The 18783-nt window shown below is 70.4% G+C and carries 17 protein-coding genes and 3 pseudogenes; 14 read left to right on the top strand and 6 right to left on the bottom strand.

Going from position 1 to position 18783, the window contains the following annotated elements:
* The 3 genes from B124_RS24695 to B124_RS24685 form a co-directional block, all read right to left on the bottom strand.
* The coding region (locus B124_RS24695; protein ID WP_496505135.1) for a transposase at positions 1 to 206 on the bottom strand (206 nt) is incomplete at its 3' end.
* A 55-nt stretch (positions 207 to 261) separates the two neighbouring features.
* Positions 262 to 3306, bottom strand: coding sequence for an NPCBM/NEW2 domain-containing protein (locus B124_RS24690; RefSeq protein ID WP_496505134.1), 3045 nt, complete (start codon positions 3304 to 3306; stop codon positions 262 to 264).
* Between the two features lie 210 nt (positions 3307 to 3516).
* Complete coding sequence (locus tag B124_RS24685; protein ID WP_496505133.1) at positions 3517 to 4278, bottom strand: hypothetical protein; 762 nt, start codon at positions 4276 to 4278, stop codon at positions 3517 to 3519.
* 257 nt (positions 4279 to 4535) lie between these two features.
* On the opposite strand from B124_RS24685, the pseudogene B124_RS24680 reads away from it, so the two are divergent.
* Positions 4536 to 4805, top strand: a pseudogene (locus B124_RS24680) (SpoIIE family protein phosphatase); the annotation flags it as partial.
* Positions 4806 to 4814: 9 nt separating this feature from the next.
* On the opposite strand, the gene B124_RS24675 reads toward B124_RS24680, so the two are convergent.
* Positions 4815 to 5036, bottom strand: coding sequence for a hypothetical protein (locus tag B124_RS24675; protein WP_496505132.1), 222 nt, complete (start codon positions 5034 to 5036; stop codon positions 4815 to 4817).
* A gap of 67 nt (positions 5037 to 5103) precedes the next feature.
* Here B124_RS24675 and B124_RS24670 point away from each other — a divergent pair, with 67 nt between their 5' ends.
* Positions 5104 to 5430: a hypothetical protein gene (locus tag B124_RS24670; RefSeq protein ID WP_496505131.1), complete on the top strand. Its 327-nt coding sequence runs from the start codon at positions 5104 to 5106 to the stop codon at positions 5428 to 5430.
* Between the two features lie 185 nt (positions 5431 to 5615).
* On the opposite strand, the gene B124_RS24665 is transcribed toward B124_RS24670, so the two are convergent.
* Positions 5616 to 6374, bottom strand: coding sequence for a FadR/GntR family transcriptional regulator (locus B124_RS24665; RefSeq protein WP_496505130.1), 759 nt, complete (start codon positions 6372 to 6374; stop codon positions 5616 to 5618).
* A gap of 214 nt (positions 6375 to 6588) precedes the next feature.
* Between B124_RS24665 and B124_RS24660 the strand changes: the two genes are divergently transcribed.
* From B124_RS24660 to B124_RS24605, 12 genes and pseudogenes are all read left to right on the top strand, one after another.
* Positions 6589 to 7656 (top strand): sugar ABC transporter substrate-binding protein, encoded by a 1068-nt coding sequence (locus B124_RS24660; RefSeq protein ID WP_496505129.1) that lies wholly within the window; start codon positions 6589 to 6591, stop codon positions 7654 to 7656.
* Positions 7653 to 9182 (top strand): sugar ABC transporter ATP-binding protein, encoded by a 1530-nt coding sequence (locus B124_RS24655; protein ID WP_496505128.1) that lies wholly within the window; start codon positions 7653 to 7655, stop codon positions 9180 to 9182. Before B124_RS24660 ends, B124_RS24655 begins: the two co-directional genes overlap by 4 nt.
* 85 nt (positions 9183 to 9267) lie before the next feature.
* Positions 9268 to 10224, top strand: coding sequence for an ABC transporter permease (locus B124_RS24650; RefSeq protein ID WP_496505141.1), 957 nt, complete (start codon positions 9268 to 9270; stop codon positions 10222 to 10224).
* 24 nt (positions 10225 to 10248) lie between these two features.
* Positions 10249 to 10488 (top strand): annotated as a pseudogene (locus B124_RS24645) (fumarylacetoacetate hydrolase family protein); the annotation flags it as partial.
* 151 nt (positions 10489 to 10639) lie between these two features.
* A complete protein-coding gene (locus B124_RS24640; RefSeq protein WP_496505140.1) occupies positions 10640 to 11974 on the top strand; it encodes an enolase C-terminal domain-like protein in 1335 nt (444 codons plus the stop codon).
* On the top strand, positions 11971 to 12774 hold the full coding sequence (locus tag B124_RS24635) for an SDR family NAD(P)-dependent oxidoreductase (RefSeq protein ID WP_496505127.1): 804 nt from the start codon (positions 11971 to 11973) through the stop codon (positions 12772 to 12774). The genes B124_RS24640 and B124_RS24635 overlap by 4 nt, the downstream gene beginning before the upstream one ends.
* Entirely contained in the window at positions 12774 to 13769 is a 996-nt protein-coding gene (locus tag B124_RS24630) for an aldo/keto reductase (protein ID WP_496505126.1), read from the top strand. The genes B124_RS24635 and B124_RS24630 overlap by 1 nt, the downstream gene beginning before the upstream one ends.
* Before the next feature lie 2 nt (positions 13770 to 13771).
* Positions 13772 to 14512, top strand: coding sequence for a (Fe-S)-binding protein (locus B124_RS24625; RefSeq protein ID WP_496505125.1), 741 nt, complete (start codon positions 13772 to 13774; stop codon positions 14510 to 14512).
* Positions 14509 to 15969 (top strand): lactate utilization protein B, encoded by a 1461-nt coding sequence (locus B124_RS24620; protein ID WP_496505124.1) that lies wholly within the window; start codon positions 14509 to 14511, stop codon positions 15967 to 15969. Before B124_RS24625 ends, B124_RS24620 begins: the two co-directional genes overlap by 4 nt.
* Positions 15966 to 16601: a LutC/YkgG family protein gene (locus B124_RS24615; protein WP_496505123.1), complete on the top strand. Its 636-nt coding sequence runs from the start codon at positions 15966 to 15968 to the stop codon at positions 16599 to 16601. Before B124_RS24620 ends, B124_RS24615 begins: the two co-directional genes overlap by 4 nt.
* Positions 16602 to 16611: 10 nt before the next feature.
* Positions 16612 to 16923: an L-rhamnose mutarotase gene (locus B124_RS24610; RefSeq protein ID WP_496505122.1), complete on the top strand. Its 312-nt coding sequence runs from the start codon at positions 16612 to 16614 to the stop codon at positions 16921 to 16923.
* A 5-nt stretch (positions 16924 to 16928) separates the two neighbouring features.
* A pseudogene (locus B124_RS24605) lies at positions 16929 to 17153 on the top strand (amidohydrolase family protein); the annotation flags it as partial.
* Positions 17154 to 17317: 164 nt separating this feature from the next.
* Here B124_RS24605 and B124_RS24600 read toward each other — a convergent pair.
* The gene (locus B124_RS24600; protein ID WP_496505121.1) at positions 17318 to 18781 is read right to left on the bottom strand and encodes an MFS transporter; all 1464 of its coding nucleotides are present in this window, start codon (positions 18779 to 18781) and stop codon (positions 17318 to 17320) included.
* Between the last annotated feature and the right edge of the window lie 2 nt (positions 18782 to 18783).

The raw sequence follows: 18783 nt of genomic DNA, 5'->3' as shown, positions 1-18783 counted from the left end.
CAGCGCCGGTGCCGCTTGTACACCGTCTGCCACGGCCCGAAGCGATCCGGCAGGTCACGCCACTGAACTCCCGTCCGGACACGGAACAGGACGCCATCGATCACCTTGCGATGATCGCTCCAGCGGCCACCACGGTTCCCGCCACGAGGCAGGAGCGGCTCCAGCCGCTCCCACTCCGCGTTCGTCAAAGACCCTCGTCCAGCCACTCCCACAGCCTGGACCAGCCCACAAGGCCCTGTCAGCAGATCCGAGAAACAGAACCTAGCCGCAGTGGAAGCGGGCCGCCGCCCAGTCGGCGTGGTCGCCTCCCTTCGCGGCGTCCGAGTCGGTGACTTTCAGGTGGACATGGTGCGCACCGGCAATCGAGACGTCCGCGGAGACCGGCGCCGACGTGCCGGTCAGGTGCGGTGAGGCCCACACGGTCTCGCCGTCGGCTACGACCGAGAAGGTCACGCCGCCGCGCTCGGGGATCTCGTCGTCGATGCCCACGTCGGCGGTGAAGGAGGTGCAGCGACCGCCGGTGTAGAACTCGATGTCCGAGTCGGCGTGGACGCCGATGCCCTTGTCGTACGTGGTGCCGGCCAGGGTGAGCGTCCGGCCGTCGCCTGCGGCCGACTCACCGTTGCTGCGGTCGCGCTCCGCCGGACCCCAGCCGTTGGACTCCGACAGCCACTCCAGATCGCTTGCCCAGGTGTCGCCGGAGGGTGGCTCAGGCACCGTACGCACCGCGAATCGGGCGCTGGTGGTCCGGTCGGCGCCCTCGGCGCTGTAATGGGCCACGGCGGTGAGAGCGGCCGGCTCGCCGATCTTCACGCCGGGCGGGGACGTGACGGCCAGTTCGGCAGTGCGCTTCTCACCCGCAGGTACGGTGCCGAGGTCGACGGGCTCTGAGATGTCCCAGCCCTCGGGCACCTGCAGTGCCACGCTGACGTCTTCTGCGTCCGACATGCCCGCCGCCACGTCCACCGCTACGGATGTGGCGCTGCCCCGGGCGACTTCCTGGTCGGGCGCGGCGGTCACAGTTGCCAGCGCGTCCGGCGCCGGGCCACCGACGGCGCTGGCACCGTCGAGCGCGATGTCGAAGCCCTTGGCCGTCTTCATGGCCCGGGTCTTGACGTTCACGACCCCGCCGCGGTCGGCCGCGTCGTACCACCAGCCCGCGGCGGCCTTGTCGTACTCGGCCTGCGAGGTCAGCCGCGGCAGTGCCCGGCCCTCCAGGCGTACGGCGCCGGGAGCGTCGCCGGTGTGCACGGCAAAGCGGTACGGGCGGGCGCCCGGCTTGCCGGCGTAGTCGCCGCGCAGCGCTCCGACGTCGATGCGGACGTCGCCGGGGCCGGACTCGGGTGCCTCGGTGGTGATCCGCTGCTCGGCGTGGGCGCCGGTGCGGTGGGCGCGGGTGACGCCGTCGTCCTCGTAGAGGGTGAAGGAACTCTCGCCCTGCGGGTAGACGTCCCAGGTGAGGGGGTCGCCGGGGGCGCGGTCGCGGTAGGAGCGGATGCCCGGCCACATCGGCACGTGGGCGCCGGCCTTCACGAAGAGCGGCAGTGTGTCGAGGGGGGCGCTGTAGTCGTCGACGGTGGCGGGGCCTTCGTAGATGCGGCCGGTCCAGTAGTCGGCCCAGGTGCCCTCGGGCAGGTAGATGCCGTCGCGCTCGCTGGTGTCCTGGTAGACGGGGGCGACGAGGAAGGACTCGCCGGTCAGGAACTCGTACTTAGCCGCTTCCGTACCGGCAACGGGGTCGTCGGGGTACTCCAGCGCCAGGGGCCGGACGGCGCCCACGCCGGTGCGGTGCGCTTCTGCGGCGTAGGAGTACATGTAGGGCAGCAGGGATTCCTTCAGCTTCAGGTACTTGCGGTTGATGAAGGTGTACGGCTCGCCGTGCCGGAACGGTTGCTTGTCGGTGGCCGCCCAGCCGTCCATCGTCATGATCGCCGGCAGGAATGACTTCCACTGCAGGTCGCGTACGTACGTCTTGGGGCTGCCGCCGAAGATGCCGTCCACGTCACCGGTGGTGTAGGCGAGGCCGGACATGGTGGCGCCGGCGTAGGTGGGGATCTGGAAGCGGATGTTCTCCCAGCTTCCGGACTGGTCTCCGGACCACTGCACACCACAGCGCTGGGCACCCGCCCAGCTCTCCGGTGCCCAGGTGAAGCCGCGGGCGGTGCTGTGCTCCTCGATGCCGCGGTAGGCGTCCTTGCAGCCGTCGAGGGCGAACTTGTAGCCGGGACCCACCCAGGCGACGTCGAGCTTGGCGACCCGCTGGCCGGCCCGCACCTGCTCGGCGAGCTGGTCGAGACCGTCCTCGGTCCACAGGCCGAGTTCGGCCTTGCGCTCCTGCATACCCTCGGCGGTCTCGGCGAGGTCCTCGTAGCCGCAGCCGTAGCCGTCGTTGACGAGCATCCAGCCGAGCGGGATGTCGTGTTCGAGGTACTGGTCGGCGACCTTCAGGGAGTCGAGGGTGTGCCGCTCGCCCCGGTTGGCGTTGTGCAGGTAGCAGTCGGAGTCGCCGATCTCCAGGCCGTAGATGGGCGGCAGCATGGGGCGGCCGGTGAGCTCGGTGTACTGGCCGATGACGTTCTTGGCGTCGCCCGCGAAGTAGTAGGCGTCGAAGCGCCGCTCCTGGGCGGTGGCGGTCACCGGGTCGGTGAAGGCATACGTGTTGGGGGCGTAGGTGTTGCGGTAGACGCCGTAGCCGGCGGTGGAGAGGTAGAACGGTACGGAGTTGGGGTGGCCGCCGTCGTCCCAGTCGTAGTCGACGCCGACTTCGACCGTGTTGCCGCGGTGGGAGTGGTTGCCGCGGCCGTTCTGCATCCCGGCACCGTAGAACTGCTCCTCCGCGCCGCGCGCCAGGGTCTGAGTGGTGTGCTCGGCGTCCCAGGTCAGGCCCGTGGTTTCCGCCCAGATGCGGGTGCCGTCGGCGCGGTGGAGGGCGAAGCGCAGCGGCGACTTGTACGCGCGCAGGGTGACCTCGTCGGTGCGCATCTCGTACCGGTCACCCGCGTCCCGCCAAGTCGTGGTTGGCGGCTCACCCTGCGGCAGCACGATGTCCTCGCCGGTGGGGTCGGTGAATGCTCCGTCGGGGGCGAACTCAAGACGGAAAGCAGTGTCAGAAACGAAGCTCACCCGGGCGTGGGCGTCGCCCGCCGCGATCTCGTAGCCTGCGGGCCCGGCGGGGGTGAAGCCGGTGACGTCACCGGCGGTCCCCCCGGGAGGTTCCGCGGCCGCGGCCGCCGGGCCGAGCAGCCCGGCCATCAAGCAGGTGAGCGCGGTAATCACCACTGATCTGAATCGATGTGAAGGTCTCATGCCCATTCTGTAGCAGCGCTGTACGCGCCCGGCCATGGACTCTCGTGGCAGACGACCGAGACAAACGTCCGGGCACGGCCCGCGGGCCCGGCGGATTCGTCGGCAAGACGCACTGCGCCCCGGCCGGAATCCCGGCCGGGGCGCGACGTGAACTGCGTGCGGTCCAACCGGCGTTGCGGCGGACCGGGCCCGCAGCCGGACCAAGGGGCGCTACGAGTTGAAGCCGCGGGTGACGTGAGTGCCCGCCCCCTCGGCCTCGGCCTGGTAGCCCGACTCGCCGACGCAGTCGCTGTACTCGTAGTTGGCCCACGACGTGCCACTGAGCCCGCCGGCGTCGGTGGACGTGGGACCGCCGAAGACGACGTCGGACCGGGGCATCTCGCTGCAGCTGGGGATCCCCGCGTAGTACTCCACGAACCCTCCTTGCGAGCCCTGGAGGTTGCCGCTGCCCGCAGGCAGTGTCCAGGTGCCGAGGTGGGTGGAGACACCGGTGACCGAGTCCGTCGCCGTCCCGCTCCAGGTGTCGCTTCCGGTCCGCTCGACCTTGATGTCGTAGCGATGCCCGTACACGGCGTCGAAGTCCACTGCGCAGGTCACGCCGGGCCCGCCGTCGGCCCCTTCGTGGCACAGCGGGTCGGAGGTGGTCGCGCCGGCGGTGAAGGTGGAGAAGCGGGCGGACATCCGCTCGGTGTCGCCGTTGTTCTCCCGCGGCTGCAGGCCGGTGTAGCCCATGCCGCCGGCGAAGTCGTACTGCTGCGCGAAGTAGATCCCGGCCTTGTGGGCCGTAGCGGGGTTGACGGTGATGGGGAAGGTGATGTTGGAGAGCCCTTCCGGCGGGACGTTGTCGATGGACCAGCCGACCGAGACGTTCCCGCCGCCGACATCCGCGACCGCCGTGTGCGGTGTGACGAGCACCAGGGCTGCCGCCGCGGCCGCTGTCACCGATCTACGCAAGGTCACGAGTACTGGCATCTGCTGTTCCTCTTCTCTGCATGGGGGGCGAGTCGGATGCCCCTGGCATGTTTCCGGCGCCCGGGGCTTCCTGGAGCCGCACAGACTGCTGCGCATGGACGGCTCGTTCCCGTTGTAAGCGTCACCTGCCGTCGGGGCTATGGACGGAAAGCCGCACGAGGATGGATTTTTGACGGGGACATGCCCCTTTCGCGTGCCTCGGGCATCGCTCTGATCGACACACGCGACGCGAAGCGTCGGCAAAGCGGCGGGATGCTCTGACCCGTCGCCTCTCTGGCTCCATCGAGGAGGAATCCGAGGGGAAGGGAAGCCTCTGTGGCAGCGAAAGCCCTCCGCTGGGTGCGGCCACACCGCCCTTCGACACCACGACAACCGTCCTTCTCGACGGGTCGCTCCTGGTCCTGTACACCGACGGCCTCGTCGAGTCACGCAATCTCGACATCGATCGCGGCACGGCGCTCCTCGTCCGCGTCCTCCAGACGCGACAGACCGACGATCTCGACACTCTGTGCGATGCCATCACGCGCACGCTCCTGCTACCGGACCGGCCCTCTACCGACGACGCGGCCCTTCTCATCGCCCGCACCCACCGCATCGCGACGCAGAACGTTGCCGCATGGCCCCTGCCCGATGACCCACGCGCCGCCGGCCAGGCCCGTGGACATGTCCGCGCCCAGCTTCGGACCTGGGACCTCCATGAGCTGGAAACCACCACCGAACTCATCGTGAGCGAGCTGGTCGGCAACGTCGTCCGCCACGTCGGTGGGGATCCTGATCGACGGACAGGTGCGCCAGGGGTCCCACGGGGCCGCCGGAGAGATCGGGGTGCTGAGAGCAGCCCGTTGGTACGAAGTCCGCGACGCGCTGGCCGCTGGTGAGGCCGTCGACACCCCCGAGTTCATCGACAACCTGGCGACCGGCATCGCCGCGAGCGTCCTGGTCGTCGGCCCGGACGTGGCCATCGTCGGCGGCGGTCTGCCGGGTGCCGGTGGCACACTCCTCAACCCGCTGCGCCGCCGCCTTGAGGAGCTGTGCCTGTTCCCCATTCCGACGATGCCTCGCATCTCGGCGAGCGGAAGGTCGCCACCGGCGCGATCCGGCTGGCATGGGACAATTGGAGAATCAGCTGTTCGCTGGCGCCGGGTGACGTGACGCGGCACGGGCGAACCGCAAGGCCCCATGCTCGGGTCCGCCGCGACTCGCGTCGGACAGCTCGCCCACCGCATCCGGTGCCGGCCGTACTCCTTCCCATGCCGGTGCCCGTCGTACCATGCCGACGGCGCGGTCCGTCGAGGCACTCGTACGTGCCGACCACGGCTGCCGATCCGAGATCCTGCTCAGCGGCGGGGAAGAGAGCCAAGCAGTTCCGGCGACCCGCTGTCCAACTGCCGCCGCAGCCACCCCTCGACCTCCGCCACGTGCACGGACGCCGCCGCACGGGCCGCATCGGGATCACGGTCGACCAGCGCCCGATGGATCCGCACATGTTCCAGCAGCGTACGCTCGAACGCCCCCTCCTCCTCGTAGCCCCGCCACACCCGGGCGCGGAACGTCCGCGAGGAGAGCCCATCGAGGATCGCCGCCATCGACTCGTTTCCCGCAGCCGCCGCGATTTCCCGGTGAAAGGCCAGATCGTGGGAAAGGATCTCCTCCGGGTCGTCGCTCGCCCGCATCGCCTCAAGGTGCCGCTCCACCTCGGCGAGCTGCTCGGCACCGATACGGGCCGCGGCGATGCACGTCGCCGTCGACTCCAGCACCCGGCGGACCTCCAGGAGCTCCAGCAGCTGCGGGCCTGAGGAGAGATCTGCCACGGCGCCGAAGGTCTCCAGCAGGTCCCCCGCCTCCAGCCGGGTGACGTACACGCCCGAGCCGTGCCGGGCCTCCAGTATCCCCAGGACGGTCAGGGCGCGGACCGCCTCGCGCATGGAGTTCCGGGAGATGCTGAGCTGCGCCGCCAGGTCACGTTCCGTAGGCAGCCGCTGACCCGGTTGCAGGAGCCCTTCCCGGATCATCGACTTGATCTGCTCGATGGCGCGCTGCGTCACTGTGCTCTTGTCCGCATCCGCCGGTTCCGCCCGCTCCGCACGCCGCTCCACATGGCCTCCATGGGTCTTGGTATGCGGAGTCTAGCTCCGAAATTGGCCCGACCTCTAGAGATCATCTCCGGGAAAATAGTCCGTATGCCTCCCATTGACATGACAGAGTGATCCGATGAATATTGGTCCCTAGCCGGTGACGCGACCCGGCCCTCTTGAACAACTCAGCCACCCCTTCGAGTCAGCACATCGCCATCGATGAGGAGCCGTTGCCATGGCCGGTACATCTCTGGGAATCACCTCGCGGTCAGCCCGCGCGTCTGCTCTGGCCGCCTGCGCCGCACTCGCCCTGGCGGCGTGCGGCAGCACCAATGACTCGGACTCCTCCTCGGGCGGCGAGGGCGGCGGCGAGGGCAAGGTCGGCGTCGTCCTGCCCCTGCTCACCTCCCCGTTCTGGCAGGCGTACAACGACTACGTGCCGAAGATGGCGGAGGAGGAGGGCGTCGACGCGCTGAAGACGGTCAACTCCAACAGCGATCCGTCCCAGCAGATCACCGACATCAACAACCAGCTCAACCAGGACGTCAAGGGTCTGGTGGTGGCCCCCCTGGACAGCGCCGCAGTCTCCGCCGGGCTGGACCAGGCCGAGCGCAAGGGGGTCCCGGTGGTCGCCGTGGACGTCGCCCCCGACGAGGGCAAGGTCGCCATGATCGTGCGGGCGAACAACAAGGCGTACGGCCAGAAGGCCTGCGACTACCTGGGTGAGACGGTCAAGACGGGCAAGGTCGTGCAGATCATGGGCGATCTCGCCTCGGTCAACGGCCGGGAGCGGTCCGAGGCATTCCGCTCCTGCGTCAAGGACAAGTACCCGGACCTGGAGGTCCTGGAGATCCCCGCCAAGTGGGAGTCCGACACCGCCGCCGCCAAGCTCGACACCCTCCTCAACGCCAACCCCGACATCAAGGGGATCTACATGCAGGCGGGCGGCGTCTACCTGGCACCGACCCTGCAGACGCTCAAGTCGAAGGAAATGCTCAAGAAGACCGGCGAGGACGGCCACATCACGATCGTCTCCAACGACGGCATCCCGCAGGAGTTCGACGCCATCCGCAAGGGCGAGATCGACGCCACCGTCTCGCAGCCCGCGGACTCCTACGCCAAGTACGCGATGTACTACATCAAGCGCGCCATGCAGGGTGAGACGTTCAAGCCGGGTCCGACCGACCACGACTCCGAGATCGTCAAGCTGCCCAACGGGCTGCTGGAGGACCAGTTGCCCGCGCCGCTGGTCACCAAGGAGAACGTCGACGACCCCGAGCTGTGGGGCAACACGGTCGGATGAGCACCGCCGACACCCTCACCCGCCCGCTGGTCGACGCCGAGGGCATCGTCAAGCGCTACGGCCCCACCGTGGCGCTTGCCGACGGCCGCCTGACGGTCCTCCCCGGCGAGTCCCACGCCCTGGTCGGCCGCAACGGCGCCGGCAAGTCCACCCTGGTCTCCGTTCTCACCGGGCTGACGGCCCCCGACGCCGGCACGGTGGCCTTCGACGGCGAGCCGGCACCGCCGCTCGCCGACCGCGACGCCTGGCGGCGCAAGGTCGCCTGCGTCTACCAGAAGCCCACCGTCGTCCCCGGTCTGACGGTCGCCGAGAACCTCTTCATCAACCGGCAGCCGGGCCGCCGGGGCGGCTTCATCAGCTGGCGGCGCATGCACGCCGAGGCCGCCGAACTGCTGCAGACCTGGGACGTGCGGGTCGCGCCGGACGCCGTCACCGCGGAGCTGAAGGTTGAGGACCGGCAGCTCGTGGAGATCGCCCGCGCGCTGTCCTTCGGCGCCCGCTTCATCATCCTCGACGAGCCCACCGCGCAGCTCGACAACAAGGAGATCGAGCGGCTCTTCGGCCGGATGCGCGGCCTGCAGAAGTCCGGGGTGACGTTCCTGTTCATCTCGCACCATCTGGAAGAGGTGTACGAGGTCTGCCAGACGGTCACCGTGCTGCGCGACGCCCGCTGGATCACCACGGCGCCGGTCAAGGACCTGCCCCGCGGCGCCCTCGTCGAGGCGATGGCCGGCGAGGCGATGGCGGAGCGGTCCGCCGAGGCCGCACGCGCGGTCCCGGGCACGGACGAACAGGCGCCGGTGCGCCTTGAGGTACGCGGCCTGAGCGGTGCCGACGAGGTGTTCAAGGACGTCGACCTGACCATCCGCCGTGGCGAGGTGGTCGGCCTGGCCGGCTCCAGCGGCAGCGGCAAGATCGAGCTCGCCGAGAGTCTCGCCGGGCTGCACACCCCGATCGCCGGCGAAGCGGAACTGGACGCGGCGAAGCTGCCGTTCGGGAACGTGCCCGCCGCACTGCGGGCCGGCGTGGGCTGCGTACCCCGCGACAGGCACGCCCAGGGACTGGTCACCGGAATGACCATCGGTGACAACGCCACCATGAGCATCCTGGACCGCATCGGCCGCTACGGGCTGGTCGGCACCGCCGTCCGCCGCGCCTTCACCGGCGACCTCATAAAGCGCCTCGACATCCACGCCGAGGGCCCCGACCAGCCGGTCTCCGACCTGTCCGGCGGCAACGCACAGAAGGTCGTCATGGCCCGCGCCCTGGCCTCCGACCCCCGCCTCCTCGTCCTCATCAACCCCACCGCCGGCGTGGACGTGAAGTCCAAGGAGTCCCTGCTCGCCCGGGTGGACAGCGCCCGGGACGACGGCACCGCCGTGCTCGTCGTCTCCGACGAGCTCGACGATCTGCGCCGCTGCGACCGCGTACTGGTGCTCTTCCACGGCCGGATCACCGCCGAGCACCCCGCCGGCTGGAACGACCACGAGCTGATCGCCTCGATCGAAGGAGTTGACCGTGGCTGACATCAAGGCCCTGAACGCCCGGGCCGCCGAGAACGGCCGGACCCCCACCCGGCCGCCCTCGGCGCCCGGCGGCGGCCGCAATGTCCTGCTGCGCCGGGCCCGCGAGCTGGCCCTGGTGCCCGCGCTCCTGCTGCTGCTCCTGCTGGGCGCGCTGGTCAACGACTCCTTCCTCACCGAGCGCAACCTCATCTCGATACTCGGCGCCTCAGCCGCCCTCGCCATGGTCGTACTCGCCGAGTCGCTGGTCCTGATCAGCGGAAAGTTCGACCTGTCGCTGGAATCGGTCCTCGGCATCGCCCCGGCGCTCGGCGCCCTGCTCGTCCTGCCCGCGGCGAACGCCGGCTTCGGCACCGAATGGCCGACCGCCGTGGGGCTGCTGGCGATCGTGGTGGCCGGGGCGGTCATCGGCGCGTTCAACGGGGTCATGGTGGTGATCTTCAAGCTCAACGCCTTCATCGTGACCCTGGCCATGCTGATCGTCCTGCGCGGCGTGCTCGTCGGCGCGACCGAGGGCAAGACCCTCTTCGGCATGCCCGACGCCTTCTTCACCATAGCGACCACCACGTTCCTCAACGTCCCGATGTCCGTGTGGATCGCCGCGGCGGCCTTCGGGATCGCCGGATTCCTGCTGAAGTACCACCGCTGGGGCCGCGCCCTGTACGCCATCGGCGGCAACGCGGACGCCGCCCGCGCCGCCGGCATCCGCGTGGAACGGGTGATGCTCGGCGTCTTCGTGGTCGCCGGAGTACTCGCCGCGGTCGGCGGCCTCATGCAGACCGGCTACGTCGGCGCCATCAACGCCAACCAGGGCCAGAACATGATCTTCACCGTGTTCGCCGCGGCCGTCATCGGCGGCATCAGCCTCGACGGCGGCAAAGGCACCATGTTCGGCGCACTCACCGGCGTCCTGCTCCTCGGCGTCGTACAGAACCTGCTCACCCTCGCCCAGGTGCCGTCCTTCTGGATCCAGGCCATCTACGGCGGGATCATCCTCCTCGCCCTCATGATCGCCCGGGTGACCACCGGACGCGCCCAGGACTGACGACCGTCACCCCAAGGAGAACTCGTGAAACTGCTGCGCCTGGGCGACGCCGGGCACGAGCGGCCTGCCGTCCTCACTGACGACGGCCGGTTCCTGGACCTTTCCGGCATCACCGCCGACATCGAGGGCCGCTTCCTCGCCTCCGGCGGCCCTCGGCGGGCCCAGGCCGCCGCCGAGACCGGGAGGTTGCCCGAGCTGAACATCGGTGGCCTGCGCGTCGGCGCCCCCGTCGCCCGCCCCGGCAAGGTCGTGTGCATCGGCCTCACCGGCACCCCTGCGGGGGTCGCCCTCGGCCTTCCCGGACAGCCCTATCTGCGTCCCGGCGACACCGCAGAGCTGTCCGTCGACGGCCTCGGCAGCCAGCGTCAGGTCTTCGCCGCAGCGTGACACCAGTGATTGAGGTCCCACTATCGTGATTGCAAGCTCCCCCCGGATCACCGCCGTCGACACCTATGACATCCGGTTTCCCACGTCCCGCGAGCTCGACGGCTCCGACGCCATGAACCCCGACCCCGACTACTCCGCCGCCTACGTCGTCCTGCGCACCGACACGGAAGACGGGCTGGAGGGGCATGGCTTCACCTTCACCATCGGCCGCGGCAACGAAGTCCAGGTCGCCGCCCTCGATGCGCTGCGGCCACACCTCGTCGGCCGTTCGGTCGACGAGGTGTGTGCGGACCCCAGCTCGGTGAGCAACGACCTGACCGGCGACAGCCAGTTGCGCTGGCTGGGGCCCGAGAAGGGCGTGATGCACATGGCGATCGGTGCCGTCGTCAACGCCGTGTGGGATCTGGCCGCCAAGCGAGCAGACAAGCCGCTGTGGCGGTTCCTCGCCGAGGCCGAGCCGCTGTGGCTGGCCGGCCAGGTCGACTACCGCTACATCGCGGATGTGCTGAGCCCGGCCGAAGCCGTCGACCTCCTCGAACGCGGCCGTGCGGGCGCCGCGCAGCGCGCGGCGCACCTGCGGGTGACCGGCTATCCCGGGTACACCACCTCCGCGGGCTGGCTCGGCTATCCCGACGACAAGCTCATCCGGCTCGCCAAGGAGGCCGTCGCGGACGGCTTCACCCAGATCAAACTGAAGGTCGGCGCCGACCTGAGTGACGACATCCGCCGCTGCAGCGCCGCCCGCGCCGCCGTCGGACCCGATGTCCGCATCGCGATCGACGCCAACCAGCGGTGGAACGTCGACGAGGCCGTCCGGTGGGTCCAGGCACTCGCCGAGTTCGACCCGTACTGGATCGAGGAGCCGACCAGCCCGGACGACGTCCTGGGTCACGCGGCGATCCGGCGGGCCGTGGCTCCGGTGAAGGTCGCCACCGGTGAGCATGTGCAGAACAGGGTGGTCTTCAAGCAGTTGCTCCAGGCCGAGGCCATAGACGTGCTGCAGATCGACGCCGCGCGGGTCGGCGGGGTCAACGAGAATCTCGCCATCCTGCTGCTGGCCGCCAAGTACGGCGTTCCGGTCTGCCCGCACGCGGGCGGCGTTGGCTTGTGCGAACTGGTCCAGCACCTGTCGATGTTCGACTACGTGGCGCTGTCGGGGACCACTGAAGACCGCGTCATCGAGTACGTCGATCACCTGCATGAGCACTTCACCGACCCGGTACGCATCGTCCGGGGACACTACGCCGCCCCTTCCGCCCCCGGCTTCTCGGCGCAGATGCGCCAGGAATCCATCGACACCTACCGCTACCCCGACGGCACCTTCTGGACTGCGGACCGCGCCACCGGGAAGGGGGCGGCATGACCGGCTCGCACGACAACCACCGTGACCTGCAAGGCTTGACAGCCGTCGTCACCGGCGGCGGCTCCGGCATCGGTCTGGCCACCGCCCGGCTGCTCGCCGAGCGCGGCGCCCACGTCGCAGTCCTCGACCTCAAGCCCGACGCCGCCGAGGCTTCCCCGACCTCCGGCCGGGGACACCCCATGCTGCACGGCTATGTGACGGACGTCGCGGACGACGCCTCCGTCCGTGCCGCGGTGCAGACAGCGGCCGGAGACCTGGGCGGCGTCGACATCCTGGTCAACAACGCCGGCGTCGGCGCCATCGGCACCGTGGAGGACAACAACGACGCCGAGTGGGAGCGGGTGCTCGGCACAAACGTGCTCGGCATGGTGCGCACCACCCGGGCCGCCCTGCCCCACCTGCGTGAATCGGCGCACGCCTCGATCGTCAACACCTGCTCGATCGCAGCCACGGCCGGACTGCCGCAGCGCGCCCTGTACAGCGCCAGCAAGGGCGCGGTGCTGTCGCTGACCCTGGCGATGGCCGCCGACCACGTGCACGAGGGCATCAGGGTCAACTGCGTCAACCCCGGCACGGCGGACACCCCGTGGGTCGGCCGACTGCTGGATCGGGCCGCCGACCCCGCGGCCGAGCGGGCCGCACTCGACGCCCGGCAGCCGATGGGCCGGCTGGTCACCGCGGACGAAGTCGCCGCGGCCATCGCGTATCTGGCGAGCCCGGCCGCCGCCTCCGTCACCGGCACGGCGCTCGCGGTCGACGGCGGGATGCAGGGGCTGCGCCTGCGCCCGAAGGAGCGGTGATGCGCACGGCAACGCTCGGCCACAGCGGCGTCGAGGTAACGGCGCTCGGCTTCGGCGCCGCGTCGATCGCAGGGCTCTACACACCGGTCGACGAGCAGACCGCCGCGGCCACCGTCGAAGCTGCCTGGGACGCGGGCATCCGCTATTTCGACACCGCCCCCCATTACGGGCTGGGGCTGTCCGAACGCCGCCTGGGAGCGGTGCTGCGCGGCAAACCCCGCGACGACTACGTCGTCTCCACCAAGGTCGGGCGGCTGCTGGAGCCGTACGACGGCCAGGGTCACCCGCGGTCCGACCTGGCCAGCGGCTTCGCGGTCCCCGCCGTGCACCGCCGGGTGTGGGACTTCAGCGCCGACGGAGTACGCCGCTCGCTGGAGGACAGCCTGACCCGCCTCGGCCTGGACCGCGTCGACGTGGCGCTGCTCCACGACCCCGACGACCACGGGGAGCAGGCATTCCGCGAGGCGTACCCGGCGCTGGAACGGCTGCGCGACGAGGGTGTCGTACGGGCGATCGGCGCAGGCATGAACCAGACCGAGATGCTCACCCGCTTCCTCACCGACACCGACGTGGACACGGTGCTGTGCGCCGGCCGCTACACCCTCCTCGAACAGCCCGCACTCGACACGCTCCTTCCCGCCGCCGCTGCCCGCGGCAAGAGCGTCATCATCGGCGGCGTCTTCAACTCCGGCCTGCTGGCCGCCCCCAGAGCCGGCGCCACCTACAACTACAGCCTCGCTCCCGTGCACCTGCTGGAGAAGGCGCTGAGCATGCACAAGGTCACCGAGGCACTCGGGGTCCCGCTCCGCGCCGCCGCCCTGCGCTTCCCGTTCGGCCACCCCGCCGTGGCCAGCGTGCTCACCGGACCGCGGTCGGCCGAGGAAGTCCGCGACACTGTGGCGCTGCTCAGCACACCGGTAGCGGCGGAGGTCTGGCAACGGCTGCGCGCCGAGGACCTGCTACCGCCCCTGATCCCGGTACCGGAGGTAACGTAGCCGTGCGCATCGCACTCTTCGTCACCTGTATCAACGACACCCTCTACCCGCGGACCGGCAGGGCCGTCGTGCGGCTGCTGGAACACCTCGGCCACACGGTGGACTTCCCGCAGGCCCAGACCTGCTGCGGCCAGATGCACTTCAACACCGGCTACCGGCCCGAGGCGATGCCCATGGTCCGCCGGTTCACGGACGCCTTCGCCGGCTACGACGCGATCGTCGTCCCCTCCGGATCGTGCACCGGCATGATCCGCGAGTTCCACGCCACGCTGGCGGCCCAGCACGGCGACGCGGACCTCCGTGCCGCCGTCGCCGGCCTCGCCCCCAAGGTCTACGAACTGTCCGAGCTGCTTGTCGACGTGCTCGGGGTCACCGACGTAGGCGCCTACTTCCCGCACCGCGTCACCTATCACCCGACCTGCCACTCCCTGCGCATGCTCCGTGTCGGCGACCGGCCTCTCGCTCTGCTGCGCGCCGTCAAGGGCATCGACCTCGTCGAGCTGCCCGAAGCCGACGAGTGCTGCGGCTTCGGCGGCACCTTCGCCCTCAAGAACCCGGATGTCTCCAACGCCATGCTCGCCGACAAGGTCCGCGGCGTGCAGGCCACCGGCGCCGAGGTGCTGTGCGCCGGCGACAACTCCTGCCTGATGCACATCGGCGGCGGCCTCGCCCGGCTCCGTACCGGCGTGGGCACCCGGCACCTGGCCGAGATCCTCGCCACGACGGAGGAAGACGCCGCATGAACCAGGCCAATGCCTCGGGCCACGTCGTCTGGCTCGGCAGCCCTTCATTCCCCGAAGCGGCCCGGGCCGCGGTCGCCGACACCCGGCTGCGCGTCAACCTGCGCAAGGCCACGGGCACCATCCGCGACAAGCGCCTCGCCGTCGCCGGCGAACTGGACGACTGGGAGGAGCTGCGCACCGCGGCCGCCGCCCTCAAGGAGGGCACCCTCCGCCACCTCGACCGGCATCTGCAGCAGCTCGAACTGTCGGTCACCCTGGCCGGCGGAACCGTGCACTGGGCGGCGGATGCCGCCGAGGCCAACCGCATCGTCACCGAGCTCGTCCAGGCCACCGGCGAGAGGGAGGTCGTCAAGGTCAAGTCCATGGCCACCCAGGAGATCGGCCTGAACGAGGCTCTCGCCGAAGCAGGCGTCACGGCGTACGAGACCGACCTCGCCGAGCTCATCGTGCAGCTCGCCGACGACCGGCCCTCCCACATCCTGGTCCCCGCCATCCACAAGGGCCGCGCGGAGATCCGCGAGGTCTTCCGCACCGCCATGGGCGACTGGGGCAGGCCCGCACCCGACGGGCTCACCGACGAGCCCCGCGACCTCGCCGAGGCCGCGCGGCTGCATCTGCGGGAGAGGTTCCTGACCGCCAAGGTGGCGATCTCCGGCGCCAACTTCGCCGCCGCCGACACCGGCACGGTCGCCGTCGTGGAGTCCGAGGGCAATGGCCGGATGTGCCTCACCCTCCCCGACACGCTGATCACCGTCATGGGCATCGAGAAGGTGCTGCCCTCCTTCACCGACCTGGAGGTCTTCCTCCAGCTGCTGCCGCGATCCGCCACCGGAGAGCGCATGAACCCCTACACCAGCATGTGGACGGGCGTACACGACGGGGACGGCCCGCGCGACTTCCACCTGGTCCTGCTCGACAACGGCCGCACCGCCACCCTCGCCGACACCGTCGGCCGTCAGACACTGGGCTGCATCCGCTGCTCCGCCTGCCTCAACGTCTGCCCGGTGTACGAGCGCACCGGCGGCCACGCCTACGGCTCGCCCTACCCCGGCCCCATCGGCGCCGTCCTCACCCCTCAGCTCGCCGGCATCGAGCACGCCTCCTCCCTGCCCTTCGCCTCCACGCTCTGCGGCGCCTGCTACGACGCCTGCCCCGTGAAGATCAACATCCCGGAGGTGCTGGTCCACCTGCGAGCGGAGGCCGTCGACGCCAAACGCGGCCCCGTACCCACCCCCGAGGCCCTGGTGATGAAGGCCGCCGCCATCGCCCTGACCTCACCGCGCCGCCTCGGCGCGGCCCAGCGGGTGGGCTGGATCGGCGGCCGGCTGCTGTCCCGGCGCGGCGTCCTGCGCCGGCTGCCCGGACCGCTGTCCCGCTGGTCGCACACCCGCGACACCCCGGCCCCGCCGCGCGAGACCTTCCGCGCCTGGTGGCGCGGTACGAGGAGCCGACCGTGACCAGCCGCGAAACCGTGCTCACACGGATCAGGGCCGCCCTGACCGACGTACCCGCCACCGAGACGTACGACGCCGCGCGTATCCCCCGCGATTACCGGGACAGCCACGCCGGCGAGGCCGGCAGCGACATCGTCGGCCTCTTCGCCGAGCGAGCCGCCGACTACCGGACCATGGTCACCACCACCACCGATCCCCGCCCGGTCATCTCGGCCGCGCTCGCCCAGCGCGCCCTCGCAAGCGTCGTCGTCCCCGAAGGCTTCCCCGCGAAGTGGCTTCCGGACACGGCCACACGCCTCCTCGCCGACACCCCGCCGCTCGACGTACGCGAACTGGACGCGGCCGACGGTGTCCTCACCACCTGCGCCCTGGCCATCGCCGTCACCGGCACCCTCCTCCTCGACGCCGGCCCGGGACAGGGACGCCGCGTGCTCACCCTGCTCCCCGACTACCACCTGTGCGTCGTACGCGCCGACCAGATCGCCGGCGACGTACCCGAGGCGCTGCGCCGACTCGACCCGCGCCGACCGCTGACCTTCATCTCCGGCCCGTCCGCCACCAGCGACATCGAGCTGGAGCGGATCGAAGGCGTGCACGGCCCGCGCACCCTCGACATCGTCATCGTCGCCCCCTGAGGAGCCCTCCATGCACATCGCCCTGCACACCAAGGTCCGACCAGACCGCATCGAGGAGTACGAGGCGGCACACCGCGAAGTCCCGGCGGAGCTCACTGCCGCGATCCGCGCCGCCGGAGCCACCTCCTGGACCATCTGGCGCAGCGGCACCAACCTCTTCCACGTGATCGACTGCGAGGACTACGCCCGGCTGCTCGCCGACCTGGAGCGCCTGCCGGTGAACACCGCGTGGCAGGCCCGCATGGCCGAACTCCTCGACGTCACCCACGACTACTCCCCCGACGGCGCCACCGCCGGCCTGCCCGTCGTGTGGAAGCTGTGACACCCATGCCCATCACCGACACGCACCACCACGTCTGGGACCTGTCCGTACGCGACCAGAACTGGATCACCGGGTCCGAACTCGCACCGCTGCGCCGCGACTTCCACCCCGCCGACCTGGAGCAGCAAGCACGGGCCGCCGGCGTCGACCGCACCGTGGTGATCCAGACGGTCACCGTTCCGGAGGAGACGCCGGAGCTGCTGGCGCTCGCGGCCGGCAGCGATCTCATGGTCCTGGACCTCGGCCCGGACAGCGACGAAATCCCGGGGATCTACGCCGCCACCAGCCCCGACAAACTCACCTGCGTCGAACAAGACAAAGACCGAGCCCGAGAGACCCCTAACCCCGCGAACGGCCTGGCACGTGGTTCGCGCCAGGCCGCTTGCGGCCGAGCTCAGTGGGGTGCGGGTTCGGGGACGGACGCCTCCCGAGCGGCCCCCTCCTCACCGCGGCTGTTGGCGGCGCGGAAGGCGACGGCCGCGGCGGCCGCCAGAAAGACGGCGCCGGCGAGCAGCGCCCGTTGGAAGCCCTCGGTGAGGGCTTCCGCCGCGGGGGCCCCGTCGGCCAGCAGGTCGTTGGTGCGCGCGGTGGCCAGCGCGGAGAAGATCGCCAGTCCCAGCGCGCCCCCGACCTGCTGGGACGAGTTGAGCAGGGCCGCGGCCAGACCCGCTTTGTCGGCCGGTACCCCGGCGTTGGCGGCCGTGGTGACCGATACGAACACCGCGCCGAACCCGAACGCCACGATCAGCAGGCCCGGCAGCAGATCGCCGACGTAGGTGCCGTCCACGGGGATGCGCGAGAGCAAGTACATGCCCACTACGGTGATCAGCAGACCGACGATCATCAGGGGTCGGGTGCCGACGCGGGAGATGAGCCTGGACCCCACGCCGGCCGACATGCCGATCGCGAAGCAGAGCGGGAGGTAGGCCATCCCCGTCTCCATCGGCGAGTAGTGCAGGACACTCCCCATGTAGAGGGTGAGGAAGTAGAACATCGCCAGGAAGCCGGCGATGGCGACGAGCTGGGTGGCGTCGGCGGCGGCGAGCCCCTTGATCCTGAAGATGGACAGGGGCACCAGCGGGTTGGCCGTACGCTGCTCGTTGACCAGGAACGCGATCAGCAGCGCCAGCGCTCCGGCCAGCCCGGCGATCGTGCGGGTCTCGCCCCAGCCGATGTCGGGCGCCTCCACCAGGGTGTAAACCAGCAGCAAAATCCCACCGGTGGCCAGGAGAGTGCCGAGGAAGTCGAAGCGGGCCAGGCGCGCAGTCTTGCGGTCGTCCCCGACCAGCAGGTAGATCGCGACCAGCAGCAGCACGCAGATCGGCGGGTTGATCAGCATGACCCAACGCCAGCCGGGCCCGTCGGTCAGCACGCCGCCCAGGAGCACGCCGGTCGCGGAAGCACCGCCTGCGACGCCGCCCCACACCCCGAGCGCGGTATTGCGGTCGCGGCCCTCGCGGAATGTGGTCGTCAGGATCGAGAGGGCGGCCGGGAGCATCATCGCCGCCCCGAGGCCCTGGGCGAGGCGCGCAGCGATCATGACCCACGCGACGTCGGCCAAGCCGGCGATGACCGAGGCGACGGCGAACAGCGCGGTCCCGGCGACCAGGACCCTGCGGCGGCCGAGCAAGTCGGCGGCCCGCCCGCCCAGCAGCATGAAGCCGCCGTAGGTGAGCAGGTAGCCGCTCGGGACCCATTGCAGGTTCTGCACCGAGAAGCCCAGGTCCTCGCGCATCACCGGCAGCGCCACGTTGACGATGGACGCGTCGATGAAGTCCAGGAAGGCGATGGCGCACAGCAGGGTCAGGATTATCTTGCCGCGGCCGGTGGACAGGGAGGTCGGCTGAATTTCGGACATGT

It is taken from the genome of Streptomyces sp. CNP082 (genome assembly GCF_059570535.1).
Note: the sequence above shows the minus strand (reverse complement) of the source record. Positions and strands in the feature narration are given on the sequence as shown.